Annotated in this window: 24 protein-coding genes and 2 pseudogenes; 25 read left to right on the top strand and 1 reads right to left on the bottom strand. The window is 50.4% G+C overall.

Annotated features, from left to right (window positions below):
- Nucleotides 1–16: 16 nt before the first annotated feature.
- The 18 genes and pseudogenes from RJD28_15690 to glmM all read left to right on the top strand — a co-directional run bounded on the left by RJD28_15690 (nt 17) and on the right by glmM (nt 12,493).
- Nucleotides 17–337, top strand: a complete 321-nt coding sequence (locus RJD28_15690) for a helix-turn-helix transcriptional regulator (GenBank protein WNV57619.1) — start codon at nt 17–19, stop codon at nt 335–337.
- A 452-nt stretch (nt 338–789) separates the two neighbouring features.
- Entirely contained in the window at nt 790–1,140 is a 351-nt protein-coding gene (locus tag RJD28_15685) for a type II toxin-antitoxin system RelE/ParE family toxin (GenBank protein WNV57618.1), read from the top strand.
- Entirely contained in the window at nt 1,127–1,429 is a 303-nt protein-coding gene (locus RJD28_15680; GenBank protein ID WNV57617.1) for a helix-turn-helix transcriptional regulator, read from the top strand. Before RJD28_15685 ends, RJD28_15680 begins: the two co-directional genes overlap by 14 nt.
- 265 nt (nt 1,430–1,694) lie before the next feature.
- Nucleotides 1,695–2,346 (top strand): annotated as a pseudogene (locus RJD28_15675) (SIS domain-containing protein).
- A 330-nt stretch (nt 2,347–2,676) separates the two neighbouring features.
- On the top strand, nt 2,677–2,907 hold the full coding sequence (locus RJD28_15670; protein ID WNV57616.1) for a DUF6718 family protein: 231 nt from the start codon (nt 2,677–2,679) through the stop codon (nt 2,905–2,907).
- A gap of 108 nt (nt 2,908–3,015) precedes the next feature.
- Nucleotides 3,016–3,336, top strand: coding sequence for a helix-turn-helix transcriptional regulator (locus RJD28_15665; protein WNV57615.1), 321 nt, complete (start codon nt 3,016–3,018; stop codon nt 3,334–3,336).
- A 99-nt stretch (nt 3,337–3,435) separates the two neighbouring features.
- Nucleotides 3,436–3,708 (top strand): hypothetical protein, encoded by a 273-nt coding sequence (locus tag RJD28_15660; protein WNV57614.1) that lies wholly within the window; start codon nt 3,436–3,438, stop codon nt 3,706–3,708.
- Nucleotides 3,709–3,902: 194 nt separating this feature from the next.
- The gene (locus RJD28_15655) at nt 3,903–4,241 is read left to right on the top strand and encodes a sporulation initiation factor Spo0A C-terminal domain-containing protein (GenBank protein WNV57613.1); all 339 of its coding nucleotides are present in this window, start codon (nt 3,903–3,905) and stop codon (nt 4,239–4,241) included.
- Nucleotides 4,242–4,359: 118 nt separating this feature from the next.
- Nucleotides 4,360–4,542: an AbrB/MazE/SpoVT family DNA-binding domain-containing protein gene (locus RJD28_15650; protein ID WNV57612.1), complete on the top strand. Its 183-nt coding sequence runs from the start codon at nt 4,360–4,362 to the stop codon at nt 4,540–4,542.
- Nucleotides 4,543–4,787: 245 nt separating this feature from the next.
- Entirely contained in the window at nt 4,788–5,153 is a 366-nt protein-coding gene (locus RJD28_15645) for a sporulation initiation factor Spo0A C-terminal domain-containing protein (GenBank protein ID WNV57611.1), read from the top strand.
- 117 nt (nt 5,154–5,270) lie between these two features.
- A complete protein-coding gene (locus tag RJD28_15640; GenBank protein ID WNV57610.1) occupies nt 5,271–6,203 on the top strand; it encodes an SHOCT domain-containing protein in 933 nt (310 codons plus the stop codon).
- Nucleotides 6,204–6,247: 44 nt separating this feature from the next.
- Nucleotides 6,248–6,670, top strand: a complete 423-nt coding sequence (locus RJD28_15635) for a hypothetical protein (protein WNV57609.1) — start codon at nt 6,248–6,250, stop codon at nt 6,668–6,670.
- 100 nt (nt 6,671–6,770) lie between these two features.
- On the top strand, nt 6,771–7,505 hold the full coding sequence (locus RJD28_15630) for a Wzz/FepE/Etk N-terminal domain-containing protein (protein WNV57608.1): 735 nt from the start codon (nt 6,771–6,773) through the stop codon (nt 7,503–7,505).
- A gap of 13 nt (nt 7,506–7,518) precedes the next feature.
- Entirely contained in the window at nt 7,519–8,304 is a 786-nt protein-coding gene (locus RJD28_15625) for a CpsD/CapB family tyrosine-protein kinase (GenBank protein WNV57607.1), read from the top strand.
- A 5-nt stretch (nt 8,305–8,309) separates the two neighbouring features.
- Nucleotides 8,310–9,095: a class B sortase gene (locus RJD28_15620; GenBank protein ID WNV57606.1), complete on the top strand. Its 786-nt coding sequence runs from the start codon at nt 8,310–8,312 to the stop codon at nt 9,093–9,095.
- A gap of 29 nt (nt 9,096–9,124) precedes the next feature.
- The gene (locus RJD28_15615) at nt 9,125–9,889 is read left to right on the top strand and encodes a hypothetical protein (GenBank protein ID WNV57605.1); all 765 of its coding nucleotides are present in this window, start codon (nt 9,125–9,127) and stop codon (nt 9,887–9,889) included.
- Nucleotides 9,890–9,893: 4 nt separating this feature from the next.
- A complete protein-coding gene (locus tag RJD28_15610; protein WNV57604.1) occupies nt 9,894–10,922 on the top strand; it encodes an LCP family protein in 1,029 nt (342 codons plus the stop codon).
- Nucleotides 10,923–11,110: 188 nt separating this feature from the next.
- Nucleotides 11,111–12,493, top strand: coding sequence for a phosphoglucosamine mutase (gene glmM, locus RJD28_15605; protein WNV57603.1), 1,383 nt, complete (start codon nt 11,111–11,113; stop codon nt 12,491–12,493).
- A gap of 133 nt (nt 12,494–12,626) precedes the next feature.
- On the opposite strand, the pseudogene RJD28_15600 reads toward glmM, so the two are convergent.
- Nucleotides 12,627–13,420, bottom strand: a pseudogene (locus RJD28_15600) (AraC family transcriptional regulator).
- Between the two features lie 240 nt (nt 13,421–13,660).
- Here RJD28_15600 and gmd point away from each other — a divergent pair.
- The 7 genes from gmd to RJD28_15565 all read left to right on the top strand — a co-directional run bounded on the left by gmd (nt 13,661) and on the right by RJD28_15565 (nt 23,151).
- Nucleotides 13,661–14,749 carry a GDP-mannose 4,6-dehydratase gene (gene gmd / locus RJD28_15595; protein WNV57602.1) on the top strand — a complete coding sequence of 363 codons (1,089 nt, stop codon included), beginning with the start codon at nt 13,661–13,663 and terminating at the stop codon, nt 14,747–14,749.
- Between the two features lies 1 nt (nt 14,750).
- Nucleotides 14,751–15,695, top strand: coding sequence for a GDP-L-fucose synthase (locus RJD28_15590; GenBank protein ID WNV57601.1), 945 nt, complete (start codon nt 14,751–14,753; stop codon nt 15,693–15,695).
- 26 nt (nt 15,696–15,721) lie between these two features.
- Nucleotides 15,722–17,038, top strand: a complete 1,317-nt coding sequence (locus tag RJD28_15585) for a sugar phosphate nucleotidyltransferase (protein WNV57600.1) — start codon at nt 15,722–15,724, stop codon at nt 17,036–17,038.
- Nucleotides 17,007–18,023, top strand: coding sequence for a type I phosphomannose isomerase catalytic subunit (locus RJD28_15580; protein ID WNV57599.1), 1,017 nt, complete (start codon nt 17,007–17,009; stop codon nt 18,021–18,023). The genes RJD28_15585 and RJD28_15580 overlap by 32 nt, the downstream gene beginning before the upstream one ends.
- Nucleotides 18,024–18,139: 116 nt before the next feature.
- Nucleotides 18,140–19,831 carry a phospho-sugar mutase gene (locus tag RJD28_15575; protein ID WNV59651.1) on the top strand — a complete coding sequence of 564 codons (1,692 nt, stop codon included), beginning with the start codon at nt 18,140–18,142 and terminating at the stop codon, nt 19,829–19,831.
- A 316-nt stretch (nt 19,832–20,147) separates the two neighbouring features.
- Nucleotides 20,148–21,065, top strand: coding sequence for a sugar phosphate nucleotidyltransferase (locus RJD28_15570; protein WNV57598.1), 918 nt, complete (start codon nt 20,148–20,150; stop codon nt 21,063–21,065).
- Between the two features lie 277 nt (nt 21,066–21,342).
- Entirely contained in the window at nt 21,343–23,151 is a 1,809-nt protein-coding gene (locus tag RJD28_15565; GenBank protein WNV57597.1) for an LCP family protein, read from the top strand.
- Nucleotides 23,152–23,199: the final 48 nt, after the last annotated feature.

Below are 23,199 nucleotides of genomic sequence, written 5' to 3'. Positions count from 1 at the left end.
AGTGAGAGGGCCGGATATGAGTTGGGATTTAGAAAGAAGCAGAAATGATTATGAACTGGAAAAGGAAGCTCGAAAGAAACGCTTGACTGCATATGCAGATGCCATACAGAAGCAGACGTTGAAAAAGACGTCAGAAATGATAGAGCAGCTGGTAGAAGAAAGACGTAGGCAGGGAATGACGCAGCAGAATTTATCAGATATTACAGGAATACTGCCGCCGAATCTTGCGAGACTGGAGAGTGGGAATAGGGTTCCGACGTTGGTTGTATTACAAAAATATGCATCGGCGTTAGGAATGCATATAGAATTGAAATTATGTGACGGGATAGAAGACTGAGGGAGAAGCGAGGTGGCTTCTCTTCAGAAGAAGATATCATTAATGATATTATTAAAAAATACAAATATAACAGAAGGAAGAGCAAAATAGCAAGAAAATTAAGAAATTGGTTTCCGGGGGCGACATATCATCTGATGGAGAGAGGAATACGCAGGCTGGCAATATTCCAAGATGAAATGGATTTTGAGATGTTTCTTGAAATATTGAAAAAGAGCGAAACAGCAGAACAGGAGAGGTTGTGATTAATCTTCTGAACAAAAAAATCAATGAGTTCCGTTATCAGTGGGAAACAATCAGGGGAAAGAGAAAGCAGGGAATGATTTCAGAAGATGAATATACAGTGGAGATATTGTAGAAATCATGCGTAATATTACATAGGAAAGTATTCGGAACCAGCTTGACAATATGTTGAATACAACATATTATAATTATAAAGAGGAAGGAGCATACTAATGTACGAGATCATTTTATATGATACAGAAGATGGAAGATGCCCTGTGCAGGAACTATTAGATTCCCTGGAGCCTAAGTTACTGGCAAAAACATTGCGGACAATTGACTTGCTGGAAATGAACGGCCCATTGCTTCGTGAGCCATATTCAAAACCCTTGGAGAATGGAATATTTGAGCTTCCTACCAAACAGGGATCAGATATTACAAGAGTGTTATATTTCTTTATTGTAGGCAAGAAAGCGGTGCTGACAAATGGATTTATAAAAAAATCGCAGAAGACACCAAAGGCAGAAAAGGAACTGGCAAAGAAATATAAAGCAGATTATGAACGGAGGTATGGCAATGAGTAGCTATAAAGATTATAAAAAAAGAGCATTGCAGAATCCAGATGTAAAAGCAGAATATGATGCACTGCAACCGGAATATGATATTATCCAGGCAATGATTGATGCAAGAGTGCAGCAGAATATGACACAGAAAGATTTATCAGCTAAAACCGGAATTACGCAGGCAGATATAAGCCGGATTGAGAATGGAACAAGAAATCCCAGCCTGAGTATGGTGAAAAAACTTGCACAGGGATTAGGGATGCAATTAAAATTGGAATTTGTTCCGATGCCAACAAAAAATAAAATGTAAAGAGCATGATTCCATTTTTGACAGTTGAAGGATACAAAAATGGTTGCAAAGCCAGAATAAAAGGGGGCTGACCCCGTTAAGAAAGTCTTAAGATAGTTACGAAATATAGAAGTCCAGCGGTGTAATGTCAAGAGATTAATGTACAAGGGGCAGGTACTCCTAAGAAAATCTTACAGTAATCATAAAAAACAAAACAAGTTACGAAAGTGGTGATTTTTTCATGTGTGGAATTGTAGGCTTTACTAGCAAATAGCAGGCGGCGCCGATCCTGTTGGACGGACTGTCGAAACGGGAGTATAGAGGATATGATTCAGGCGGTCTGGCTGTGCGAGATGGCGAGGCGCTGGCCCAGGTTGTGAAAGCAAAAGGACGTCTCTCAAATTTGGTCGAGAAAACAGACGGCGGAAATGCGTTAAAAGGCACTTTCGGAATCGGACATACGCGTTGGGCGACGCATGGAGAGCCCAGCCAGATCAATGCCCATCCCCATGTGTACGGAAATTGCAGCAGATCAGGATCAGGCCCGGTGGAGTCGGAAGTGGTGGGCGTACATAATGGCATCATCGAGAACTATGCGGAGCTGAAAGAAAAACTGTTAAAGCATGGGTATATTTTTTTCCGATGATGAGATTCGCAATTTTGAACAGATTTATGTGATTGCCTGCGGATCAGCAAGTTATATCGGGGTAAACGCACAGTATGTGTTTGAAGATCTGGTAAAAGAAAAACATATGACAACGATGGCCATTGTGAATGTGGTGGGCAGCAGCATTGCCCGTGAGGCGGACAAGGTGTTTTACACACTTGCGGGGCCGGAAATTTCGGTCGCAACAACGAAAGCCTACAGTGCGCAGCTGATTGCCATGTATTGTCTGGCTGTTCAGTTTGCAAAAGTCCGGGGGAAAATTACGGAAGACCATAAGCAATATGCTTGAGTGCAAGAGCCGTGGTGCGTATCTCATGGGACTTACCAACTATGGCAATTACGAGATCGAGGATCGCTGATATGTCAAATGGAAAAGCAGCGGATGATGGATACAGAGGCGTTCATGCGTACTATCAAAAAAGCGGAAAGCATTATCCTATAGAAATCCAGTTTAATACACTGTTTGACAGACAGCTGAATAACTGGCTTCACGATTACCTGTATAAGAAAAGTTATCCGATAGAGACAGGGAGAATCATGCGCGAAAAGTATGAGAGTGGATCGATTCGGAATGAGCATGAATTTAAGGAGGTGCTGAATAATGTGTTATCTGGTAGCGAAAGATCGTGATGCACATGGCTGTTTTGCTCTGAAAACAACCCATGGAAAGCATCTGGTAGAATTAAAGCGGGAATTGAATAAGGCGGTTGGATATAAGGGAGTACAGCTTGTAACAATCAGTAGGCCAACAGCGTATGGCGAGTACGCACCGTATCATTTTGTGGATACAGAGCAAGAGTTTCAGACTCTTGTAAAAGGACTTCGTCCATAAAAGGGGTCAGGCACTCTTAAGAAAAGCTTAAAATTGAAATATGGATTGAAGAAAATTATCATCCATGATATAATCGCAACTGAGATATCGTGAGTGAGAGGGCTGGATATGAGTTGGGATTTAGAAAAAAGCAGAAATGATTATGAACTGGAAAAGGAAGCTCGAAAGAAACGCTTGACTGCATATGCAGATGCTATACAGAAGCAGACGTTGAAAAAAACGTCAGAAATGATAGAGCAGCTGGTAGAAGAAAGGCGTAGACAGGGAATGACGCAGCAGAATTTGTCAGATATTACAGGAATACTGCCGCCGAATCTTGCAAGACTGGAGAGTGGGAATAGAGTTCCGACGTTGGTCGTATTACAAAAATATGCATCGGCGTTAGGAATGCATATAGAATTGAAATTATGTGACGGAATAGAAGATTGAGGGAGAAGCGAGTTAGCTTCTCTCTTCAAAAAAATATATCATCAATGATATTATCAGTAAGTGCGATTGGAGGAAGATCCGGTAAAAGACAAACGGATCGTGGAACTGAATGATATTGTAGAAGAAGTGAAGGAATCAGAAGAATGGGAGGCTGTGAAGATGAACATTCTGGAAATTGGCATTGAGAAGGGGATAGAGCAAGGGCTGCAACAAGGACTACAGCAAGGCGTGCAACAGGGTGCCGAAAAGAAATTACTGGAACAGGTGGAGAAAAAGCTGAAAAAGGGGCAAACAATCGCGCAGATTGCGGATGCGTTGGAGGAAAGTGAGGCGAAGATACGGGAAGTTGTGGATTTGCTTCAGAAGGATTAAGTAACTTCATGACGTTCGCCTTGTGCCAGGTTGCTTGGGAATACAGAATGGATATAGCGTAGAAAAAATAAGAAAAATAAATATAAGCCGAGATGAAAAATGTTAAGAAAGCGTAAAGATTGTTGAAAAAGTGAAAAAAATCATGAACAAGATCGTTTTCTCTATAGATATAGAAAGAGAGGGTGATTTTGTTTATGACGGAGAAAGAATTATTAAAGAAGCTGGGGATATGGCCGAATCTGAATGGGTATCAGTATTTGCTGAAAGGATTTGAGTTGATCCGGGAGAATTCAGATTATCTGCAATGCGTGACGAAGCGGTTGTATCCGGACATAGGAAAAGTATATAAGGCAAAGTGGCCCAGCGTGGAGCGGGCGATTCGGACGTGCGTGATTAGCTGCTGGGAGAGAGGCAACCGGGATTTTCTGAATGAGATGGCGGGGTACCCGCTGCGGGAGCGCCCGACAGTCAGTGAATTCTTTTCAATCACGTGGATGTATCTGTGCCGGGAGGGACTGGAGGAAGAGGAATAAAATATCTGTTGAAGAAGGTCGATAAATGTATTGATTTCGTGGGAACAGTTTGTTATGCTTACAGCAGAGTGCAGCCGCGCACAGATTGCGGATTGCTTATGTGGAGGTGTATGACTGTATGACAACGGAATTATTTGAGGACGAACAGGGACAGGCAGTTCGGCTTCCGGAAGCATGTCGTTTTAAGGGTGAAGAGGTTGTGATCGGCAAGGTGGATGAGCTTGTTGTATTGGCGCCGAAGGACAGTAAATGGGCCAGCTTTCTGGAAACTTTTGCAATGCTTTCGAATGAAGATTTCTGACAGAGAGGGGAGACTCTTTAAAGTCCTGGAAAGTACAAACAAAAAACGACCGCTAATAGTTTTCACAGGACTGGAGCGGTCCTTTTTGTTGTTTTATCATGTGAGTGAAACTTACCGTGTAATTTTATTTTTTAGAACGTTGAGACGAAAAATGTTAAGAAAGTGTAAAGATTGTTGAAAAAGTGAAAAAAAATCTTGAACAAGATCGTTTTCTCTATAGATAGAAAGAGAGGGGGATTTTGTTTATGACAGAGAAAGAATTATTGAAGAAGCTGGGAATATGGCCGAATCTGAGCGGGTATCAGTATTTGTTGAAAGGATTTGAGCTGATCCGGGAGAATTCGGATTATCTGCAATGCGTGACGAAGCGGTTGTATCCGGACATTGGCAAAGCGTATAAGGCAAGATGGCCCAGCGTGGAGCGGGCGATCCGGACGTGTGTGATCAGCTGCTGGGAGAGAGGCAACCAGGATTTCCTGAATGAGATGGCAGGGTATCCGCTGCGGGAGCGCCCGACAGTCAGCGAATTCTTTTCGATCGCATGGGTATATCTGTGCCGGGAGGAACAGAAAGAGAGGAACAGAAAGACCGGAAACAGTAAAGATGGATAAATGTATTGATTTCACAGGAACGGTTTGTTATGCTTACAGCAGGTAACTTTTGCAATGCTTTTGAACAAAAAAATTTCTGGCAGAGATCGAAAATGCTGTGACATAGGGGGGATTGGTTTGGCAAAACTGATCATTAAGCGAGAGAAATCCATGATGGGAGCGGCGCTGGCCATGAACTGTTATGACGGGGATACGCTGCTGTGCCGGGTAAAGAATGGAAAAGAGGAGATCTGTTATGCGGCGGATGGCGTGATTTATTTCAGCTGTGCGCTTCCACATAATAACAGGTCGGACGTGGTGAAGATCGACACCACCCGGCGGGAGGAGGTCCGCATCACGGTGAAACAGCGCTGGCAGCGGCCGGAAATCATACTCGAGGGGATGTCAGGAACAGGGGAAAGCTCCCAGACGGAATATCGGTTTTACGAAGGAAAAAAGAAAACGCAGCGGGCATACCAGTCTGACACCGGAGCAGAGAAAAAAGAAAAGTTGATGCTGACGAAAAAAGTGGGTTCTTATTTCGGCATCAATGAAGATACGAGACAGTGGGTGGTCGGCAAAGGCATTTTTGCACCGCTGGAAAAGGGAACCGTTTATCAGTATGAGGATATCGTGGATTTCGAACTGTTGGAGGATGGAACGAGTGTGGTCAAAGGGGGCCTGGGCAGGGCCGTTGTCGGTGGTTTTATGTTTGGCGGCGTGGGCGCTGTCGTGGGCGGCATCACCGGTGGTAAACGGGCGCACCAGAAATGCACAAATCTCTGCATCAAGATTACGGTTTCCAGCATGGTGTCTCCGGTGGTGTATATTTCACTCATCAGCACGGAGACGGCAAAGGACAGCGGAACTTACAAAAAGGCATATCAGGATGCACAGGAGATCCTTTCTCTGCTGCAGGTGATCTGCAGCGCGGTGGAGAAAACGCAGCAGGCAGACCGCAGCACGTTTTCCGGGGCAGATGAGCTGCGGAAATGGAAACAGCTGCTGGACGAGGGTGTGATCACCCGAGAAGAATTTGAGACGAAGAAAAGACAGCTTCTGGATCTTTAAGGAAATCTGGCCGGGGATCAGTGACGAAAGTGCGGGGTGATGGTTTGGAACAGAATATAATAGAAGAGAAACTGCCGGATCCGGACAGGGAGGCACTGATTGTGCGCCTGCAGACGGAACCCACGGAGCAGCATCTGTGGGATGCGGTGGTTGCCTGTCAGAAGCTGCCGTTCTGGACGTATTCGGGCCTGCCGTTTACCTATGAACTGCACAGGGGAAGAGACGGGTCATATACGAAAGAGCTGTGGATTGACCGGCGGGAGAACAGCAAGAGCCTGGCCTGGAGTTCGGTGCTGCTGGCATTTGCCGGTGTGAGAAACGGGAAAATCACGGTGAAGCGTCCGAAAGAGCTGGGAGATATCCGTGGAATTTCATATATTTACGCATTATTTTTGCGTTTTGGGCTGATTGAAGCGGCTGTTCGCGTAGATGGAACAGAAAAACGGCAAAGAAGGACAAAAAAATAGTGACTTATGCTATAGACTTTTGAAAAATAGTGTGGCATAATACAGATATTAATATAAAAATTAATTTTTAAATTAAAAAGGGATGCGAAGAGGATAAAATATGTCGGAAGAGAATGATTATATAGAGATTGATCTGGTACGTCTGCTGCGTGCGCTGTGGCAGCATTTCTGGATCATTTTATTAAGTATGGTTATATTTGGTGCGGCAGGGTTTGGCTATGCGAATTATCTGGTCACGCCGCTGTATCAGTCGGATGTGCAGATGTATGTCAACAATACGGATATTTCTGTGGGAAGTACTTCCATCAAGTTTTCTCAGGGCGATCTGCTGGCAGCGCAGGGACTGGTAGATACCTATATTGTTATTTTGAATTCCCGTCCCATGCTGGATGATGTGATCGATGAGCTGGAGCTCCCTTATTCCTATGAGCAGCTTAAGGATATGATCGCAGCGGAGGCTGTGAATGGAACGGAAGTATTTCAGATTACCGTGACGGATGCGGACCGGAAGGAAGCGAAAGAGGTCGCCAATAAGATTGCGGAGCTTCTGCCGGAGCATATTTCTCAGGTTGTGGATGGAAGCTCGGTGCGGGTGGTGCAGTATGCAGTACTGGCTGGGGGTCCTTGCTCGCCGAGTGTGATGAAGTATCTCTGCCTGGGCATTGCTCTGGGCTTCCTGATCAGTGCCGGCATCATTGTGCTTCGGGTACTGCTGGATAAGCGGGTGCACGATCCGGAGGAACTGGCCAAACGCTACGATATCCCGGTTATTGCGGTGATCCCGGATTTAGAGAAGAAGGGTTCATCCAAGTATGGACAGTACTATTATAAGTAGGGGCGGTGACGAGATGGAGATTGAGGCAAAAGAGAAAAAAGAAGACGCAAAGCCGGAGAAGAAGGCCAAGTCTTATGGAAAAGCCCGCAAAGGCATCTATTTCGGACCGAGCCTGGGATTTGAGGGCACAGAGGCCTATAAGCTGCTGCGAACGAATCTGAAGTTTGCGGTACCGGCGGAGAAGGAGTGCAAGGTCGTTGGCGTGACCAGCAGCCTGCGCGGGGAAGGAAAGTCCACCACCGCCATCAATCTGGCGTATATGGTGGCCGAGGATGGCGCCAATGTGCTGCTGATCGAGGCGGACATGCGTCTGCCGGGCATTGTTTCCAAGCTACGGCTGGAGAAACGCAAAGGACTGTCCAACCTGCTGGCCGGTTTATGCGAGGCAGCGGAGGTGGTGATCCCACCTGCCGGAGACTGTAATTTCAGCGTGGTGCAGGCCGGGGCGGTGCCGCCCAACCCGTCAGAGCTTCTCGGTTCCGATGCCATGAAGAAGTACCTGGAATTATGGAAAAACCAATTTGATTATATTATTTTTGATTTTCCCCCGGTTGGGGTGGTATCCGATGCGCTGGTTCTGGCAGAAATGCTGGATGGTATGATCGTGGTGGTGCGCCAAGATTACTGCGAACAGCCGGTGCTGGATGATACGGTGCGCAAGCTGAAGTATGTCGGCACCAACGTACTGGGATTTGCGGTCACCATGTCCGGCCATGGCGGCAAACGCTATGGAAAATATGAATACGGATATGGATACGGCACAGATAAGGCTTCGAAGAAAACGAAGAAGAAGGCATAGCAGGCATGGGAAAGAAGATAGACCGTTGGCTGCTGCTGATCATTCTGGTGGTCGCAGCTGTGGCTGTGTTTTTATGGAAAGCACCGATTGAATGGCCCTGGGAGACGGGGCAGGAAGATCTGTCCGGCTATATAGACCAGACGGAAGAAGAGACTTCCGCGCAAGAGGCGGAAGCACCGGAGACGGCTGAGGCGTCGTCCTATGTGAGCCCGGTGGATTTTGAAGAACTCCAGAAAGTAAACAAAGATATATATGCATGGCTGGAAATTCCGGGAACGAATGTCAGTTACCCGATTTTACAGCACCCCACGGAGGACGAGTATTATCTTCGTCGGAATTATAAGGGGGAGGATGACAAGGAAGGCTGTCTTTTTACCGAATGCTCTTACAATGATGGGAAGATGGGAGACAGAATGACAGTCATCTACGGGCATAATATGAAGAACCAGGAAATGTTTGGTTCGCTGCAGGAGCTGTACTCCAGTGAGGATGCGCTGCAGCAGTACGGGGAGGCGGTCATCTACCTGCCTGACCGGGAACTGCATTATCAGATTTTTGCGGCAGTTCCGTACAGCAATGTGCATATTTTGTATAATTATGATTTTGACAATATGCGCATGGCTGAGATTTTTTATCGCGACATTCTGAATACCCGGGCGATCAATGCCTGTGTGGATCAGAAGGCATATATTTCTGCTGACACGGATGGCATCATTCTTTCTACTTGCTTAAGTGGAAATCATGAAAAACGTTTTCTTGTGGCGGCACAACTTATCAAAGAGATTAACTGAAGAGGTTAACGAGGAAAGGGGAACCCAAAATGAAAAAGATGGCAGCATTTTTACTCACTGCGGCACTGGTGCTTGGAAGTTCCATGTCCGTAATGGCAGCAGACTTCACACCCAGCGTAACGCAGAAGGAGGCACCGGAAGTCAAGACAACAAAAATGGCAGATGGAACGGAAGTGTATGGTATTTTCAAAGATAAAGACGGAAAGGAAATTGCCGGTCTGAAGAAGGAAGATATCATAATTACTCCTGTTGCGAAGAGAGACACTGCATCCGCAGACATTAAGAAGAATCTGGATGAAGCATATGACAGCATTCAGAAAGCCGAGAAAATAACAGATCTGTATGCACAGATCGCAGATGTCCTGAAAGAGGCAGGCTCTGATGCCACACCGGAGGATCTGGTGGTAAGCGATCTGTTTGATGTCAGCTTTTCTGATAACTATGGGGGATACATGGATACAGAGGGCAACACGCTGACTCTGACTTTCAATGTGAAGAAGACTCCCGGTCAGACACTGGTTGTTCTGACCCGCTGCGATGGCAAGACCTGGGAGGCAGTTGATCCGAAGAACGTAACCATCAATGCTGACGGTACGGTAACCGTTACCTTCACCAAGTTCTGCCCGGTTGCATTCCTGACAGACGTGGCTTCTGCTTCTGTAGATCCCAACGGCCCGGCATCTCCGCAGACCAACGATATCAGCGGCATGTCCTTCGGCTGTGCACTGGCAGTGATCTGCGCAGCAGCTCTTGTATGCACCGCAGCAGCAAAGAAGAGAAAAGCAGGCTTCTAAGAGGATGAATCATTTAAAAAGACGTCTTGGCCGGACGAAATATCACCGGCTGAAAGCGGTGGTCCGTATCGTGGTGGTTTTGCTCCTCTGTGTCGGTGTGATCGGCGTTGCTGTCTGGGATCACAGCCGGAGAAATCAGGAGGGGGTTGTGGAAGCCGATGATGCGGACAGTGAGGGCGTCTATTACAACGGCAGCCGGTATCTTCCAAAGAAAAATCTGGAGACACTGCTGCTCATTGGAGAAGATAAGTTCCTGAACCAGCAGGAGGAGGAGAGCTACGTCAACACCAAACAGGCGGACTTCCTGCTTCTGCTGATCATGGACAAGGAAAACGGCACCTGCCAGGTGCTGCAGCTGAACCGGGATACCATGACCCAGATCGAGAGCTATGGTGTGGCCGGAGAGTCGGCGGGAACCTATGAGGGACAGCTGGCACTGGCACATACATATGGCAGCGGCGGACAGGACAGCTGCCGCTATCAGGCGAAAGCGGTATCCAATCTTCTGTATGGCGTTTCGATTGATCATTTCTGCTCGGTGACCATGGATGCGGTGGCGGTGATCAACGATGCCGTGGGCGGCGTCAGCGTACAGGTCATGGATGATATGACCATGGTGGATCCCTCCTTCGTGCAGGGAGAGACGGTGACACTGGAAGGGGAGCAGGCGTTGAAGTATGTCCGGAACCGGAAGGAACTGGATGATACGACGAACCTGCACCGGATGGAGCGTCAGCGCCAGTATATGCAGGCACTGTATGAGAAACTGATGGCCTGTGTGGACGGGGATGCCGGATTTACGGCAAAGCTGCTTCTGGCGGTCAATGATTATGTGACATCGGACTGCAGTGTGACGCAATTACAGGAGTTGGCAGATTTTCTGACGGCCTGTGATATGCCGGACATCGATACCATTGATGGCGAGAATGTCAAAGGAGAAGAGTTCATGGAGTTCTATCCTGACGAGGATCAGCTTCGCCAGTACGTCATGGATCATTTTTACACAAAAGAAAATTCGACAACTGGACAGTAAAAAGAGAAAGCGCCGCTGGGGGAGAAATTCCGCTGGCAGCGCTTTTTTTGAACGGCAGCTTTACCTGCGTGAACGGTAGCTTGATTTGCAGTTGAGATAGAAGGGGATTTGTGGTACGATAGAAAAGATAAAAAAGTCTGTGTTTTGCGGACATCTGCCGGGCAGGAGCACGGCGAAAGGAGAGAATCATGGGAAGATATTTTGGAACAGACGGATTTCGCGGTGAGGCGAACCAGAATCTGACGGCGGATCACGCACACCGGATCGGCCGCTTCCTTGGATGGTATTACGGAGAGTTAAAGAGAAGGGCAGGGGATGATACCCCGGCTAGAATTGTGATAGGAAAAGATACGAGACGTTCCAGCTATATGTTTGAGTATGCGCTGGTTGGCGGCCTGGTGGCTTCCGGGGCAGATGCGTATCTGCTGCATGTGACGACAACCCCTTCAGTGGCTTACGTGGCCAGAACCGATGGCTTTGACTGCGGCATCATGATTTCCGCCAGCCACAATCCTTACTACGACAACGGCATCAAGCTGATGAATGGCAATGGGGAAAAGATGGATGAGGGTACCATCGGCCTGGTGGAGGATTATCTGGACGGAAAGCTCCATGTGTTTGACCAGGACTATGCGGAGATCCCTTATGCCCACCGGGAAAAAATCGGCTGCACGGTGGACTACGTGGCAGGACGGAACCGTTACATGGGGTATCTCATTTCTCTGGGTCTGTATTCCTTCAAGGGCGTGAAAGTAGGTCTGGATTGTGCCAACGGCAGCTCCTGGAACATTGCCAAGACGATTTTTGATGCCCTGGGTGCCAAAACCTATGTCATCAATGCCCAGCCGGACGGCACCAACATCAACGAAAATGCTGGTTCCACGCACATCGAAGGGCTGCAGCAGCTGGTGAAGGACAATGGTCTGGATGTGGGCTTTGCCTATGACGGCGATGCAGACCGGTGTCTGTGTGTGGATGAGCAGGGCCGGGTGGTGGACGGCGATGCCATTCTGTATATTTACAGCAAATACATGCAGGAACGGGGCAAACTGATCCCCAACACGGTGGTGACTACGGTGATGTCCAATTTTGGCCTGTACAAAGCCTTTGACGAGGCGGGCATCGGCTATGCCAAGACTGCCGTGGGAGATAAATATGTATACGAATACATGACCCAGAACGGCTGCCGGCTGGGCGGTGAGCAGTCAGGGCATATTATTTTCTCCAAATATGCATCTACCGGCGATGGCATCCTTACCAGCTTGAAGATCATGGAGGCCATGATGGCCAGCAAGAAGAAGCTGAGCCAGCTGACGGAAGGGCTGACCATTTATCCGCAGGTGCTGGAAAATGTGCGGGTGAAGGATAAGGCGAAAGCCCAGGCTGACCCGGAAGTGCAGGCTGCTGTGGAAGCTGTAGCGCAGGCACTGGGAGATTCCGGCAGGATCCTTGTCCGGGAGTCCGGTACAGAGCCGCTGATCCGCGTCATGGTGGAGGCAGAGACGGAAGAACTGTGCCATCAGTACGTAGATCAGGTGGTAGCTGTGGTGAAAGCCAGGGAAGAAGCGTAACCACAGAAAACAGAACCAGAAAGAAACAGCAAAGCAGTGGAAAGGGATCGCGTCATAAGATGCGCCCCTACCACTGCTTTCTGTATTCCCCGGGGAAACACCCTCGGTTTTCCGGAAGATCCGGGAAAAATAATTGGCGTCGTTCATGCCGCACTCCTGCCCGATTTTTTCAATGGACTGATCGGTAAAGCGCAGCAGCTGTTTGGCGTGGGTGATGCGCACCTGCTGCAGGTAGGCGCTGACGGACAGTCCGAACTGCTCCCGGAAGATCCGGGTGAGATAGAACTTGTTGATATAAAACTGCTCAGCAAGATTGTCCAGAGAGATCTTCTCGGAATAGTGCTGATCCAGATAATCCTTCACCGCCTGTACGTTTCTGCGGCGGTTCTTTTTCTCCGGGTGGGCGCCCGGATTCCAGCTTTCCTCCATGAGAAGCGTCAAAAGAGACGCCAGCTTTTCGTAGATTTTCATATCCTTGATGTGATCCGAGGAGGCAGCAATCTGGTAGAGCTCTTCCAGCAGGGTACGGTAACGGGTGCTGTCGGCCGGGCGGAAGCAGGGGAGGCCGCCGCGCTCTGCGTATTTGTCATAAATGCTGTTCAGGTTGGGGCCGAAGAAATGGGCCCAGCGCAGGCTCCACAGCGGCTGGGAGGTGCTGTGGGAGTAGGGATGCCTGCAGTCAATAAAAACACAGTCCCCGACCTTCAATTGCCAGATCCGATCTTCGTAGCGAAGCTCTCCTTCACCATCTTCCACCAGAAAGAACAGGCAGGAGGCCAGATTCTCCCGGCGGCTTACATGAGGGCGCTGGGCCGTCAGAGAGCCGATTTCCTGCAGATGCAGCAGATTGGAGCGGGCAAATGCCGACGGCGTATATAAAATACGGCGGGAGTTGACAATATTTCCGTGAAAAAGGGCATCATCCATAGAAAGACCTCCTTTGTAAACCCATCAGATAAAGCAGATGTGGTCGGAACAGGCGAAAGACGGACTGTTTGAAATCAGTATAGCAGACTTGAAAGAAAAAAGTCAATATTGTGCTAGGATCCTGCAAGATAACCCCTTAAAAAGGAGAAAGAGATCCGATAGAATGAAAAAGAATTTAGTAAACGACACAGGTGGGCACCCCAAAGCAGACGGCAGCCCGGAAAGAGAAAGAGGAATACGATGAAAAAAGCGTTGATTACAGGAGTAACAGGACAGGATGGTTCTTATCTGGCAGAGCTTCTGCTGGAGAAGGGATATGATGTACACGGCATGATCCGCCGGTCTTCCGTGGATTATCGGGAGCGGATTGCCCATCTGGAAGGGCATGAGCGGTTCCATCTGCACTACGGCGATCTGGGGGATTCCATGAGCCTGATGGCCATTGTGGGTTCCGTCCGTCCGGATGAGATTTATAACCTGGCAGCCCAGAGCCATGTGCAGGTATCCTTTGATGTGCCGGAGTACACGGCAGATGTGGTGGCCACCGGTGTGCTGCGGGTGCTGGAGGCGGTGCGCCTGTGCGGTCTGACCGAGACATGCCGGGTATACCAGGCATCCACTTCTGAGCTTTATGGCAAAGTGGAAGAGGTACCGCAGAACGAGAAGACACCCTTCCATCCCTATAGCCCTTACGCTGTGGCAAAGCAGTATGGCTACTGGATCGTGAAAGAGTATCGCGAAGCATACCATATGTTCTGCTGTTCCGGCATTTTGTTCAATCACGAGTCCGAACGCAGAGGCGAAACTTTTGTCACAAGAAAGATCACCCTGGCAGCAGCCAGAATCGCCCAGGGAAAGCAGGAGAAGCTGTATCTGGGCAATCTGTCCAGTCTGCGTGACTGGGGCTATGCCAAAGATTATGTGGAATGCATGTGGCTGATCCTGCAGAACGAGAAGCCGGAGGATTTTGTCATTGCCACCGGCGAGCAGCATTCCGTGCGGGAATTCTGTAAGCTGGCCTTCCATTATGCCGGCATCGAACTGGAATTTACCGGTGAGGGCATGGACGAGAAGGGCATCGACAAGGCGACCGGCAAGGTGCTGGTAGAGGTTTCTCCGGATTTCTACCGTCCGACAGACGTGGTAAACCTGTGGGGAGATCCCACCAAGGCAAAAACCGAGCTGGGATGGAACCCGACCAAAACTTCCTTTGAGGAACTGGTGCGGCTCATGACCGAGCATGATATGCGGAAAGTGGCCGTGGAGCGTGCGGAAGAGCACATCAAATGCAATCTGGAGGAATATCTGGAAAAAGGAGTTGTGAGATAAGATGATGGAAAAAGATGCGAAAATTTATGTTGCCGGACACAGAGGCATGGTTGGCTCTGCCATCGTGCGGGCGCTGGAGCGGGAAGGATATCACAATTTTGTGCTGCGCACCCATAAGGAGCTGAACCTGTGCCGTCAGGATGAGGTGGAAGCCTTTTTTGAAAAAGAGAAACCGGACTATGTATTTCTGGCAGCTGCCAAGGTGGGCGGCATTGTGGCAAACGCAGAGGCGCTGGCAGATTTTATGTATGAAAATATGATCCTGGAGATGAACACCATTCATTCCGCCTGGCAGAACGGCTGCAAGAAATTGCTGTTCCTGGGTTCTTCCTGCATTTATCCGCGGATGGCACCCCAGCCCATGCCGGAGAGCTGTCTGCTGACTTCAGAGCTGGAGAAGACCAATGAGGCATATGCGCTGGCGAAAATTTCCGGTCTGAAATACTGTGAGTTCCTGAACCGCCAGTACGGCACCGATTACATTTCTGCCATGCCCACCAATCTGTACGGCCCCAATGACAATTATCATCCGACCCACAGCCATGTGCTGCCGGCACTGATCCGACGGTTCCATGAAGCAAAAGAGGCAGGACTGCCGGAGGTGACCTGCTGGGGCACCGGCACTCCATTGCGGGAGTTCCTGTACGTGGATGATCTGGCGGATGCCTGTGTATTTCTGATGAACCATTATTCCGGAAATGAGACGGTCAATGTGGGCACCGGCAAGGAGCTGACCATCAAAGAGCTGACAGAGCTGACGGCAGAGGTGATCGGTTACAAGGGAAAGATCAACTGGGATCCTTCCAAACCGGACGGCACACCGAGAAAGCTGCTGGATGTGTCCAAACTGGAAAATCTGGGCTGGAAATACAAGACCGAGTTGCGGGACGGCATTCGTCTGGCCTACGAGGATTTCCTGCATAATCCCATGCGTGCAGAGCGATAATCGTGCGCAGGAGAAGGGAACAGAATATGAATATCGTATTGTTATCCGGCGGATCGGGCAAGCGGCTGTGGCCCCTGTCCAACGACGTCCGCTCCAAACAGTTTATCAAGATTTTCAAAGGGGAAAACGGAGAATATGAGTCCATGGTGCAGCGGGTGTACCGTCAGATCTGCACCGTGGATCAGGGGGCATCGGTGACCATTGCCACCTCCAGGACCCAGGTGTCTGCCATTCACAACCAGCTGGGAGAAAACGTGGGTGTCTGCGTGGAGCCCTGCCGCCGGGATACGTTTCCGGCCATCGCGCTGGCAACGGCGTACCTCCATGATGTGAAGCATGTGCCTGCAGAGGAGGCTGTGGTGGTCTGCCCGGTGGATCCTTTTGTGGAACAGGATTATTTTGAGGCGCTGAAAAAGCTGTCCGATCTGGCCCAGGCAGGGGAGGCCAATCTGACGCTGATGGGCATTGAGCCCACCTATCCCAGTGAAAAATATGGCTATATCATTCCGGCGGACAAGGATGCGGTCAGTCAGGTGAAGACGTTCAAGGAGAAACCGGATGTGAAAACGGCGGAGCAGTACATCAGCCAGGGCGCCCTCTGGAATGGCGGTGTGTTTGCCTACAGGCTGGGCTATGTGCTGGAGAAGGCCCATGAGCTCATTGATTTTGAAGATTATGATGATCTCTATGGAAAATATGAGACACTGGAAAAGATCAGCTTCGACTATGCGGTGGTGGAAAAAGAACCTTCTATCACAGTCATGCGTTTCGCCGGTCAGTGGAAGGATCTAGGCACCTGGAATACGCTGACAGAGGCTATGGAGGAATCCTGCGTGGGGGATGCGATCCTCAACGAGACATGCGAGAATGTGCATGTGATCAATGAGCTGGCAGTGCCGGTGCTGTGCATGGGCTTAAAGGACGTGATCGTGTCGGCAAGTGCAGAGGGCATTCTCGTGTCGGACAAAGAGCAGTCCAGCTATATCAAGCCCTTTGTGGATAAAATTGATCAGCAGATCATGTTTGCGGAAAAATCCTGGGGCAGTTTCCGGGTACTGGATGTGCAGCCGGAGAGCATGACGATTAAAGTGACGCTGCATCCGGGCCATCGGATGAATTATCACAGCCATGCCCACCGGGACGAGGTGTGGACCATTGTGTCCGGCACCGGCCGTACCGTTGTGGATGGCATGGAGCAGCCGGTTCATCCCGGGGATGTGGTGACCATGGAGGCGGGCTGCCGTCATACGATTATCGCGGATACCGAGCTGACAGTCATCGAGGTACAGCTGGGTAAGGAGATCAGTGTACATGACAAACAGAAATTCGAGTGGGAAGAATAGCCCCTTCCTGTTAAAACCGGCGGGAAAAGATTATCTGTGGGGCGGCAATCGCCTGAACGACGATTTTTCCAAAGGGATTGATTTAAAACCGCTGGCGGAAACCTGGGAGTGCTCGACCCATCCTGACGGCCCCAGCCGGGTGGCCAGCGGGGCGCATACAGGTGCTCTTCTGGCAGACGTATTAAGAACGCATCCGTCCTATCTGGGTACGCACCCAGATGGCACAGACGGGCTGCCGATTCTCATCAAATTCATTGATGCCAAGCGAGATCTGTCGGTGCAGGTGCACCCGGATGATACGTACGCCAGGGAGCAGGAGCATGAGCCCCGGGGAAAGAGTGAGATGTGGTACGTTCTGGATGCGGCGAAGGATGCCAGCCTGGTGTACGGTTTTCGCCATGACATGATGAAGGCTGATCTGGAAGAAAGTCTTCGGAAAGGTACGGTGGAGAAGTACCTGCAGAAAGTACCGGTGCAGCGGGACGATGTATTTTACATCAAGGCAGGGACCGTGCATGCCATCGGGGCAGGGGTGCTCATTGCGGAAATCCAGGAGAGCTCCAACCTCACGTATCGGATGTATGATTACAACCGGGTGGACAAAAACGGCAATCCCCGGGAACTGCATATCGAAAAATCACTGGCTGTGGCGAACCTGAAAGGAAGCGCTGAGCCGCGGCAGCCCATGCGGGTGTTGCGTTACCGGGAAGGCTGCGCTTCGGAGTTCCTGTGCCGGTGCCAGTATTTTCAGGCGGAGCGGCTGCTGGTAAATACGGAGCGCTGCCGGAAGATGGCGGATTTCCAGACGGGCAGCAATTCTTTTCAGGTGCTGCTGTGCACCAACGGGTGCGGCACGGTACTTTGGGGAGAGAAGGAAGAAGCCCAGTCGCTGCCGTTTTTCCGGGGAGACTGTATTTTTGTACCGGCGGATTCTGTGCCCATGAAGCTGCACGGAAAAGCACAATTCCTGAAGGTGAGCTGCTGATGTCAGAATACAGGCATGGGGGATACGGCACATTGTGTTGCAGTTATGAGGAATTTTTATGATTGCTGGAACTGTGACGAGAGGTGCGCATGCCAAGATAGAAGGAGACGAGGATGATGGATCAGAAAATTATAAATGAATACGCCCGCTGGAAACAGCTGGCGACGGAGGATGCCGATCTGGCCCGAGAACTGGGGGAGATCGACGGCAAGGAAGATCAGATTGTGGATGCTTTTTACCGGGATCTGGAATTTGGTACCGGAGGACTGCGGGGCGTGATCGGTGCGGGCACGAACCGGATGAATGTATACACGGTGGCAAAGGCGTCTCAGGGCCTGGCGGACTATGTGATCAAACATTTCCCGGCAGAGCAGCGGCGGATCGCGGTGAGCTATGATTCCCGGATCAAATCCGATCTGTTTGCCCGCACCGCTTCCGGTGTGTTTGCGGCAAACGGCATTACAGTGCACATGTATCCGGAGCTCATGCCCACCCCCTGCCTGTCCTTTGCGGTGCGGGAATTACACTGCGCGGCAGGCATCATGGTGACGGCATCCCACAATCCGTCCAAATACAACGGATACAAAGTGTACGGCGCAGACGGCTGCCAGATCACCACGGAGGCTGCGGCTGCCATCCTGGCGGAGATTGAGAAGCTGGATGTGTTTGCTGACGTGAAGCGGGCAGATTTTGATGCCTCTATGGAGGCGGGCAAAATTGCCTGGATCGGCGAGGATGTGACGACAGCTTTCGTGGAGGCTGTGAAAGGGCAGTCGCTGCTGGGGGATGAGCAGGTGGACAAAAATGTGGCCATCGTGTATTCTCCGCTGAACGGAACCGGCCGGAAGCCGGTGCTGCGCACGCTGAAAGAGAGCGGATATACGAACATTACCGTGGTAAAAGAGCAGGAGCTGCCAGACGGCAATTTCCCTACCTGCCCCTATCCGAACCCGGAGATCCGGGAAGCCATGGCGCTGGGCATGGAATATGCGAAAAAACAGCAGGCAGACCTGTTGCTGGCCACCGATCCGGACTGTGACCGGGTGGGTATCGCGGTGAAAAATGAGCAGGGCGAATATGTTCTTCTGACCGGCAATGAGACCGGTATGCTGCTGCTGGATTACGTGTGCAGCAGACGGATGGCCCTTGGGAAAATGCCCGCAGATCCGGTGCTGGTGAAAACCATTGTGACCATTGATATGGCGGAGCGGATCGCGGCCCATTACGGCGTGCGCACCATCAATGTGCTGACCGGCTTCAAATTCATCGGGGAGCAGATCGGCATGCTGGAAAAACAGGGAAAAGAAGATTCTTATATCTTTGGCTTTGAGGAAAGCTACGGTTACTTAAGCGGCAGTTATGTCCGGGATAAGGACGCTGTGGACGGCGCCTTCCTCATCTGTGAGATGTTTGCTTACTACAAGAGCCGCGGCATCAGCCTGACCGCAAAGTTGAAAGAGCTGTACGGCACATATGGCCATTGCCTGAATACGCTGCATTCCTATGAATTCGACGGGGCGGCAGGATTTGAAAAAATGCAGGGCATCATGAAAAAATTCCGCCAGGAGACGCCGGACTTTGGCAGCAAAGCGCTGGTGGAGTGTCTGGACTATGCAAAGGGACTGGACGGCCTGCCCAAGTCCGATGTGCTGAAATTTATCCTGGCAGATCACTGTTCTGTGGTGGTGCGCCCCTCCGGCACCGAGCCGAAGCTGAAAACCTATATTTCTGTCAGTGCGGAAAATAAGGAGGCTGCGGCAGCTATTGAGGCACAGATCACGGAGAAGCTGAGCCAGTACTTCCTGTAAACGTGGATGAGTTGGAATTTTTATAGTTGGGGTTGTTCTTTGTGCCTTGTGTCTAAAAGCAGTTGCTGACGATAGACCTTTCGGGTGATATGTGGAAATAGGACGTTACTTTCCTGTTTGCTTTTTGAAAATAGAAAAATTCGGTTGGTATTTGTGACTAGAGTCAAAAAATCTTGCTTTTGCCTGAAATTTTGACACGATTTTTTATGGCAGCATTGTATAATTGTCCCAAATCTGGTATGATAATGTCACAGATTACCCGGGCAGCAGGGGAGCGCTGCAAGCAACAACAGAAAGGCAAACGAAGGTGAGTACAATGAAAACAACACTTGCAATTATGGCGGCCGGTATCGGCAGCCGGTTTGGCGGCGGCATCAAGCAGCTGGAGCCGGTGGGACCCAATGGAGAGATCATCATGGATTACTCCATCAAGGACGCACTGGAGGCTGGTTTTGACCGGATCGTTTTCATCATCCGCAAGGATCTTGAGAAGGATTTCAAGGAAGTTATCGGCAATCGGATCGAGAAGATTGCTGATGTGGCATATGCTTATCAGGAGCTGGATGATCTTCCGGGCGGCTTTACAAAGCCCGCAGACCGGACGAAGCCCTGGGGAACCGGCCAGGCGATTCTGGCATGCAAGGACATTATCCATGAGCCCTTTGCGGTTATCAATGCCGATGATTATTACGGCAAAGAAGGTTTTGTGAAGCTGCATGATTATCTGGTTTCCCAGCCGGAAAAAACCGCAGATTTCCAGTTCTGCATGGTGGGCTTTATCCTGGGCAATACCCTCAGCGATAACGGTGCCGTGACGAGAGGCGTGTGTGTGCTGGACGATGCAGGCAATCTGGTGGATGTCAACGAGACAAGCAACATCGAGAAGATTGACGGCAAACCGGGTGTGCGCGGTGAGGACGGACAGATCCGCTGGCTTGACCCTGACAGCCATGTATCTATGAACATGTGGGGCCTGACACCGGATTTCATGGAATATCTGGAAAAAGGTTTTGTAGACTTCCTCAAGAATCTTCCGGAAGGGGAGATCAAGAAGGAATATCTTCTGCCCACCATCATCGGCGATATGCTCCAGAGCGGCGAAGCCAAGGTGAAACTGCTGGAGAGCCGGGACAAATGGTTCGGCGTGACCTATAAGGAAGACAAGGCAGATGTGGTGAAAGCTTTCAAAGAGCTGATCGCTGCCGGTGTTTACAAAGAAAAATTATTTGATTAAGCTGTTTTTTGGAAAAGGGCACTGTCTGATACAGAGAAATCTGTACCGGGCGGTGCCCTTTTTGCATGACGGGAGATTGCATCTTATCATACAGAAACGCTTCGTAGGGTGCAAAACGTCAGTGGCGTTTGTTATGTAGCGATCAAAGTGGAACGCAGACGCACGCAGCCCCATGGGGAGTTCCTTAAAGAATCTTTAAGAAGTAGTCTGTCTCCTTGAATTTCCAGAAAAAAATAGGTACAATAAAAAGGCAATGGATCATGCAGGAGGAAAACGAATGGAGAAAAAGAATCCGGTAAGTCAGGAAGACCTGGATCGGATGATCGAGGAAAAATATAGAGAGCTGGAACGACTGGAGGCAGAGCGGCAGAACCGCGAGCAGGGGGGATACACGTCGCCTTCTTATGAGGATGCCCATAATTTTTACGAGGGAGAGAGTGATACCGTGCATCGTGATTCCCTGGGCAGCACAGGCGGTTATCGCTCTGCTTCGCGTGGGGAAGGTCTGACAGAAAATGGGAACGGGGAGACACCGCGCCGCCGCCCCACAGGAGAAAGATACGGGCAGGGAGCCCCGCGCCGCCGCCCGACGGGAGAAGGTTATAACGAGGGAACGCCGCGCCGTCGTCCGACAGGAGAGGACTACGAGCAGGGAGCGCAGCGCCGCCGCCCGACGGGAGAAGGCTATAGTGAGGGAGCCCCGCGCCGTCGTCCGACAGGAGAAGGATACGAGCAGGGAACGTCGCGCCGCCGCCCCGCAAGAGAAGGGTACAGTGACGGAGCAGTCCGCCGTCGCCCTGCAGGAGAAGGGTACAGTGATGGGGCAGTCCGCCGTCGTCCAGCGGAAGAAAGGTACAGTGACGGGGCAACCCGCCGCCGTGCTGCCAGTGAGGATTATGCGCAGGAAATGCCGCGCCGCCGTGCTGCCGGAAGCACTGGTGATGGTTATGGAGAGCGGCAGAGCCGGGAAGCCGGAAGAAGCCGTGATGGCTATGAAGAGGCACCGCGTCGCCGCTCTGGGCAGGATGGGCAGCGAGTTGCGGATGAACGTCGGCAGCAGGAGGAGAATCGTCGTCGGCAGGAAGCGCAGTATCGCAGCCAGGAACGGCAGCAGCGGTATGAAGAAGTGGAAGAGGAGCAGGAGGACGAGGGCATGCGCAGAGAAGAAAAACCGTTTTTTTCTGAAAAGATCATTCGTCTCATCGGTGGGATCATTGGTATCATCATCGTGCTTCTGGTGGTCATCACCATATTTGGCGGAAAGATTTTTTCAAAACTGGCTTCCGGCGGAAATACGACCCAGCTGGCCTCCGGCAAAGGTGTCATCAACATTCTGCTGGTGGGACAGGATGGCCGGGAGGATGTGGAAGGCAGCCGTTCTGACTCCATGATGCTGGTGTCTGTGAATAAAGGAACCGGCAAGGTGAAGATCGTCTCCCTGATGCGTGACATGTACGTCTCCATTCCGGGGCATGATGACAACCGGATCAATGCGGCATATTCTCTGGGCGGTGTAAAACTGCTGGAGCAGACGATAGAAAATGATTTTCAGGTAAAAATCGACGGAAACGTGCAGATTGATTTTGAAAGCTTTAAGACCATCATTGACAAGGTGGATGGGGTGGAAATCGAACTGAGCCAGGAAGAGGCGGATTATCTGAACACGGCGTACTGGCAGAACGGATGGAGTTTAAGTGCCGGGGTACAGACGCTGAACGGCGACCAGGCGCTGGCTTACTCTCGGATCCGTCAGGTGGGAAATTCTGATTTCCAGCGTACGGAACGGCAGCGGACGGTGCTCATGACGGTATTCCGCAAAGTGAAAGGGCAGGGCAAGCTGAAGATGCTGTCCCTGGCAAAAGACATCTATCCCATGTTGGATACGGATATCGGCATCGGTGACATGATCAGTCTGGGAACGACGGCCATCGGCATGGATGAAAGCGATATCGAGACGTACCGCCTGCCCATCGACGGCGGCTACACCAACCAGACCATCCGGGAAATGCAGGTGCTGGTACCGGATATGGAGAAAAATATTGCCTATCTGAAGGAACTGCTTTTCGGAGAAACGCAGACAGAGTAAATTGGGAAAGATTTGTAACTGACGATAAAAGACATGGAATGAAAAAGG

Source organism: Oscillospiraceae bacterium NTUH-002-81 (assembly GCA_032620915.1).
Taxonomy (GTDB): Bacteria; Bacillota; Clostridia; order Lachnospirales; family Lachnospiraceae; genus JAGTTR01.
Note: the sequence above shows the minus strand (reverse complement) of the source record. Positions and strands in the feature narration are given on the sequence as shown.